Here is a 5,511-nt window from a genome sequence, read left to right as displayed (position 1 = left end):
CCGACGACGGCGGGGATGCCCAGCTCCCGGCTGACGATCGCCGCGTGGCAGGTGCGCCCACCTTTTTCGGTCACGACGGCTGCCGCGATCTTCATGATCGGTTCCCAGTCGGGTGTCGTCGTCTCCGCCACAAGCACTTCACCGGGCTTGAAGCTGTCGAGCTCTTTCAGATCCCGGATGATATGGACCTTTCCCTGCCCGATCTTCATACCGACGGCACGCCCTGTCACCAGCACCTCTCCCCGCTCCTTGAGCCGATAGATCTCCAGAACGTTCCCCTTCTTCTGAGACTCCACCGTCTCCGGACGCGCCTGGACCATATACAGATGCCCGTCGAGACCGTCTTTGGCCCACTCCATATCCATCGGCTTGTCGTAACCAGCCTTTTTCGAGTAGTGGTTTTCCACTTTGATGGCATAATAGGCGAGCGTCATGACATCGGTATCGGTAATGCAGAAGTGGGCACGCTCCTCTTCTGTCGTTTCGACATTTTTCGTATACTCCACGGCGATGTTGTCGGTGTTAAGCTCGCCGGTGAAGACCATCTTGAGCTCCTTTTTCCCCAGACGACGTTTGAGGACGGCCCGATACCCTTTGTTGAAGGTCGGCTTGTGGATATAGAAACTGTCGGGATCGATCGTCCCCTGCACGACGTTTTCTCCCAGTCCCCACGCGCCGTTGATGAAGACCACATCCCGAAAACCCGTTTCGGTGTCGAGACTGAACATGACACCGCTGGCACCGATATCGGAACGGACCATTTTCATCACGACGACGGAGAGGAAGACTTTGGACCAGTCGAATCCGTGGTCATGTTTGTAGTGGATGGAACGGTCGGTGAAGTTCGAGGCAAGGCACCGCCTGTAGGCATCCAAAAGCGCCTCTTCGCCACGGATGTTCAGATAGGTTTCGTTCTGGCCTGCGAACGAGGCTTCCGGCGAATCTTCGGCCGTCGCCGACGAGCGTACCGCCAGAGAAAGCGCGTCGCCGTACTCTTTTTTGAGATCGGCATAGCCTGCCAGAATCTCCTTTTTCAGATCGTCGGGAATTTCGCACGCTTCGATAATTCTCCGGCATGCCGCACCCCTCTCCTGCAGCTGTTTCACATCGTCGGGATCGAGAGTGTCCAGCTGGTCGTGCAGTTTTTTCCAGACATCGTTGGCGTCGAAAACATACCGGTAGGCGTCGGCCGTGACGGCGAAGCCATTGGGCACCCGTACCCCCTCTTCCGTCAGATTGCGGTACATCTCCCCCAGCGAGGCGTTTTTGCCCCCGACCTCCGCCACATCCTCGATGCCGATCTCTCTGAACCATTTGACATATCTGCCCATCACGTACTCCTTCCGAAATTTCTCCCTATCCGTTCACACTTCACCGTTCCCTATCTCCTCTCCTCCGTCCATCCCGCTCACAGCGGAGGCGGCGGCATCGCGATCATATGGAAAAATCCGCCGAAAATCATCCCCAGAAACGCGAAAATGAGATAGATGATGAAAAGCGCCGGAATCGACGCCAGCGTCAGCTTCACCATGAACCAGACCAGATCCCAGAACGGGATCTCCAGACCCGAGATGATCACTCTTTCATACTTTTCCATGCTGCGGTTTCTCTCCTTCTGTATAGACACGATACAGATGTGTTTTTCGATCCGTATGCCAGTCGATGATATGCTGCCATGCCTCTTCGGCATTTTCGACGACGGTAAAAATCTCGAGATCGTCCGCTGATATCATCCCCTCCTCGGCCAGAATATCCAGATTGATAATCCGGTCCCAATACCGTTTTCCCACCAGGACGACAGGCATTTCCGGAGTTTTTCTGGTCTGTATCAGTGTCAGAATTTCGAAAAGCTCATCCAACGTTCCGAAACCGCCCGGATAGGCAACAAGCGCCTGGGCTCTCAACATGAAGTGGAGTTTCCGGATGGCGAAGTAGTGAAACTGGAAACAGAGTTCGGGTGAGATATAGGGATTCGGATACTGTTCGTGTGGCAGATTGATATTGAGTCCGATCGACTTGGCACCCACGTCGTAGGCACCCCGGTTGGCCGCCTCCATGATTCCCGGGCCACCACCCGTCATCAGAATGACACGGTTGTCCTCGGGACCGGTGCCGCTGTTGCCGACAAGTCGTCCGAATTTCCTGGCATCGTCGTAGTAGGTGCTCATCTCGACCATGCGTTCCGCGTCGCGCAGCTCTGCCAGCAGTTTTTGATTGTCTGCATCGAGTTCGAGCCGCTTCTCTACCTCCTTGAACTTCGCCAATGCCGTCTTTCGCTCTTTGATCCGTGCACTTCCGAAGACGACGATCGTATGCTGGACATCGAGCTCCGTCATGACAAGTTCGGCTTTCAGATAGTCGAGATCGAGACGGATCCCCCGTGTCTCATGGCTCTGGAGAAACTCTGTATCCTCCTCCGCCATACGATAGCTTGGAGACTCCATCAGCCGTTTCACAAGCTTTTCGGCTTTCGGGTCCTCCGATTTCGGCTTCGGATGCTGCCACGGCAGCTCATGCCATCTGTGTTTGACTTTTTTGCGCATGATCGCTCCTCTATCAATCTGTTTCTTCAATCATAACGAAATGGAATAAAAAAACCAATGGATTTCGTACCCTGACAATGCTATGGTGCGATGAGCCCCTTTTCATAACAGACCGGATCGAACTCGCAAACGATATCGGTATCGAAAACCAGCAGTTTTTCCTCTTTGTCCGGGTAATCGACATGGGCGAGAAAATGTTTCATCGCATTAATGCGTGCCACCTTTTTGTCGTCACTGTGCACGACATGCCACGGTGCAAAAACGAAAGAGGTTTTGGTGAACATCTCGTCCCGCGCCTCGGAGTAGGCTTTCCAGAGTTTTTGCGCCTGCCGGTCGATCGGACTCAGTTTCCACTGTTTCAGCGGATCTCTCTTTCGCTCTTCCAGCCGTTTTTTCTGCTCTTTTTTGGAGATGTCGAGATAGTATTTGAAAAAGATCATCTCCGAATGGGTCAGCATCTGTTCGAAACTACCCACCTCTTTCATGAAAAGCCTGTGCTCCTTTTTCGTACAGAATCCCATCACCTTTTCGACTCCGGCACGGTTGTACCAGCTTCGGTTGAAAAAGACGATCTCCCCGCCGCTGGGCAGATGGGGTACGAAACGCTGGAAATACCACGATTTCCGGTCACGGTCGCTCGGTTTCCCGAGTGCCACGGTCCGCGCCTCCCGAGGGCTCAGGTGTTCGGTGAACCGCTTGATCGTCCCATCCTTGCCAGCCGCGTCGCGCCCTTCGAAGACGATGCAGACCTTGATATCCTTTTCGATGACATGCCGCTGAAACTTCACCAGCTCCACCTGCAGTTCGTAGAGCTCTTCTCTGTATTGCCGTTTCGTCATTGTTCCAAACTCCTACAGTTTTCCATACGTTCTCTCCAGCAGTTCGCTGAAAGTGGGATGGGCCATAACGGTCCGCTTCGCCAGGGAAACATCCATCTCTCCCGCCAGGGCCATCGCGACGATGGCGGCGAGCTCTTCGGCATCGGGTGCGAGAATTTCCGCCCCGACAATGAACCCCTCTTCGTCACTGTAGACCGCGATTTTTCCTTCCGGCGCATCGTGAATTTTGGCATAGGGAAGCCCCCCGAGCGGCAACAGGCTCTCTTTGTAGGCAGACCGCTCGGACTCGAGCGAAATTTTCGTCTTTCCGACCGATGCATAGCCGGCGGGAAGCGTATGAATAAACCGGACGACCCGGTCCGGATCGAACGGATCGGGATCCTCACCGAGAATCCGGCGGACGACATGGAGAACCTGGGCTCTGGCTGCATGGGCAAGCTGCAGCTTTCCGTTGCAGTCTCCGATGGCGTAGTGATCCGGCAGTGTCGTTTCGAAGTGTTCGTCGGTCTCTATTCCTCTGGGGCCGATCGCTACGGCATCCGTCCGGACCGCACCGACATTGGCCCTGCGTCCCGTCGCGACCAACAGCATCGGTGCCTCGTATTCACCACCTTTGTCATCGACAATCCGAACAGCGTATTTCGAACGCTCCGCCGAGACGATCCTTCTCTCCGGCAGCAGACCGACACCGATCCGCTCCATCTGCTTCATCATCCCCCTGCCCATCGACGGATGTGCCTTGCGCAGAAGCGTGGCGTGCCGCCATATCAGATCTGTCTCGACACCCGCCGCCGCGAAAAACGAAGCCATCTCCAGACCGATCGCCCCGTCTCCGTAGATGGCGATCTTTTCGGGGAGTTTCTGCAGCTGCAGTATCTCGTCGCTCGTCACCACACGCTTACCGTCGTAGACGACCCCTTCGGGAATGTAGGGCGACGAACCGGTCCCGATCACGACATACCGCGCCGTCAGGGTTTTGCCTGCCACCTCGACCCGATGGGGGGCCGTCAGCACTCCTTCGCCTTCGATGAGCTCGACCCGTCCGCACTGCATCGTCACGTTCTGCGTCGCGTTGGCGACGATCTCCTTTTTCTCCTCCTGGAGTTTTTTCATATCGAGACGGAGAGAGCCTTTGCAGTACGCCGCCGCGCTTCGCCAGAGAGTTTCCGACGCATGAAGCCACATCTTCGACGGAATGCAGCCGTTGTGCAGGCAGGTACCCCCCAGATGGGAGAGATCCTTTTCGATCAGAACCGTCTTCATCCCTCCGCGTGAAGCTACGACGGCCCCCGCATAGTTCAATCCCCCGCCAATGAAACAGATATCGTACTCGTAATCCATCACCCTATCCTTTTTCCACATCCTCGAAACGGTACAGAACCCTTCCGAAATCGACGATCCTGCCATCTTTCACCGCCACACCTTCCCGCTCGAGGAGGCGCCGTTTCGTTTCCGCACCCCCTTTTGCGGAATACCCTCCGAGCGTCCCATCCGCCAGTACGACCCTGTGACACGGGGTCGCCGGTGCATCGGGATTTTTTCCCACAGCGGAGGCGACGGCACGCACGGCATCCGTTTCGAGATGAGCCGCGAGCGCACCGTAGGTCGTCACACGCCCTTCCGGAATATGTTTCAGTGCTTTCCAGACCGCTTTCTGCAACGGTGTCGCCATGATCCGCACTATGTCATACGGGCGGCGAAATAGTCGACCATGTGTTCCAACGTGTCGACCTTGCCGTAATCGGCTTCCGGCACCTCCACACCGAGTTTTTCGGCCAGATCGGTCAGAATATTCAGAAAATCGTAGGAATCGATCTCCAACGCCTCCTGCAAATTCTCCTTTTCCGGTATCGTTTCACCCTCGTGCTCGGGTGCGATTTCGTAAATCGCTTCGACGATCGTCTCTTTGATGGCCTCTTTCGTCATAGCAGCTCCTCCGGATGTTGAAGTATTTTGTCGAGTCTGGCGAGAAACAGCGCGCCGGTCCGTCCGTCGGTCGCCCGGTGATCCCCGGCGATGGATGCTTCGACCACCTCTCGGATGGCGATGGCGTCGCCTTCCACCCACGGTTTCTCCATAATGCGCCCGAACCCCACCAGCGCCACCTGCGGCGGATAGATGACGCCGAA

At 55.8% G+C, this 5,511-nt stretch carries 8 protein-coding genes; all 8 read right to left on the bottom strand.

Features of this window, described 5'->3' with window-relative positions; genetic code table 11:
- Positions 1-1,331: phosphoenolpyruvate synthase (gene ppsA, locus Q1K24_RS09075; protein ID WP_300369177.1), on the bottom strand; the 1,331-nt coding region annotated here is incomplete at its 3' end.
- Between the two features lie 77 nt (positions 1,332-1,408).
- Positions 1,409-1,597 carry a hypothetical protein gene (locus Q1K24_RS09070; RefSeq protein ID WP_300369175.1) on the bottom strand — a complete coding sequence of 63 codons (189 nt, stop codon included), beginning with the start codon at positions 1,595-1,597 and terminating at the stop codon, positions 1,409-1,411.
- Positions 1,584-2,543, bottom strand: coding sequence for a TIGR00730 family Rossman fold protein (locus Q1K24_RS09065; RefSeq protein WP_300369173.1), 960 nt, complete (start codon positions 2,541-2,543; stop codon positions 1,584-1,586). The genes Q1K24_RS09070 and Q1K24_RS09065 overlap by 14 nt, the downstream gene beginning before the upstream one ends.
- An 80-nt stretch (positions 2,544-2,623) precedes the next feature.
- Positions 2,624-3,382 carry a polyphosphate kinase 2 gene (gene ppk2, locus Q1K24_RS09060; protein ID WP_300369171.1) on the bottom strand — a complete coding sequence of 253 codons (759 nt, stop codon included), beginning with the start codon at positions 3,380-3,382 and terminating at the stop codon, positions 2,624-2,626.
- Between the two features lie 12 nt (positions 3,383-3,394).
- Positions 3,395-4,723 (bottom strand): NAD(P)/FAD-dependent oxidoreductase, encoded by a 1,329-nt coding sequence (locus Q1K24_RS09055; RefSeq protein ID WP_300369169.1) that lies wholly within the window; start codon positions 4,721-4,723, stop codon positions 3,395-3,397.
- Between the two features lie 4 nt (positions 4,724-4,727).
- On the bottom strand, positions 4,728-5,054 hold the full coding sequence (locus Q1K24_RS09050) for an MGMT family protein (protein ID WP_300369167.1): 327 nt from the start codon (positions 5,052-5,054) through the stop codon (positions 4,728-4,730).
- A gap of 8 nt (positions 5,055-5,062) precedes the next feature.
- On the bottom strand, positions 5,063-5,308 hold the full coding sequence (locus tag Q1K24_RS09045) for a phosphopantetheine-binding protein (protein ID WP_300369164.1): 246 nt from the start codon (positions 5,306-5,308) through the stop codon (positions 5,063-5,065).
- Positions 5,305-5,511: 2-oxo acid dehydrogenase subunit E2 (locus Q1K24_RS09040; protein WP_300369161.1), on the bottom strand; the 207-nt coding region annotated here is incomplete at its 5' end. The genes Q1K24_RS09040 and Q1K24_RS09045, both read right to left, overlap by 4 nt.

It is taken from the genome of Hydrogenimonas sp. (assembly GCF_029932565.1).
Lineage (GTDB): Bacteria > Campylobacterota > Campylobacteria > Campylobacterales > Hydrogenimonadaceae > Hydrogenimonas.
This window is presented reverse-complemented; position numbering and strand designations above follow the sequence as displayed.

Coding starts and splice junctions, on each gene's coding strand:
- Q1K24_RS09070 (WP_300369175.1), bottom strand. CDS start 1,597: ATGGAAAAGTATGAAAGAGTGATCATCTCGGGTCTGGAGATCCCGTTC.
- Q1K24_RS09065 (WP_300369173.1), bottom strand. CDS start 2,543: ATGCGCAAAAAAGTCAAACACAGATGGCATGAGCTGCCGTGGCAGCAT.
- ppk2 (WP_300369171.1), bottom strand. CDS start 3,382: ATGACGAAACGGCAATACAGAGAAGAGCTCTACGAACTGCAGGTGGAG.
- Q1K24_RS09055 (WP_300369169.1), bottom strand. CDS start 4,723: ATGGATTACGAGTACGATATCTGTTTCATTGGCGGGGGATTGAACTAT.
- Q1K24_RS09050 (WP_300369167.1), bottom strand. CDS start 5,054: ATGGCGACACCGTTGCAGAAAGCGGTCTGGAAAGCACTGAAACATATT.
- Q1K24_RS09045 (WP_300369164.1), bottom strand. CDS start 5,308: ATGACGAAAGAGGCCATCAAAGAGACGATCGTCGAAGCGATTTACGAA.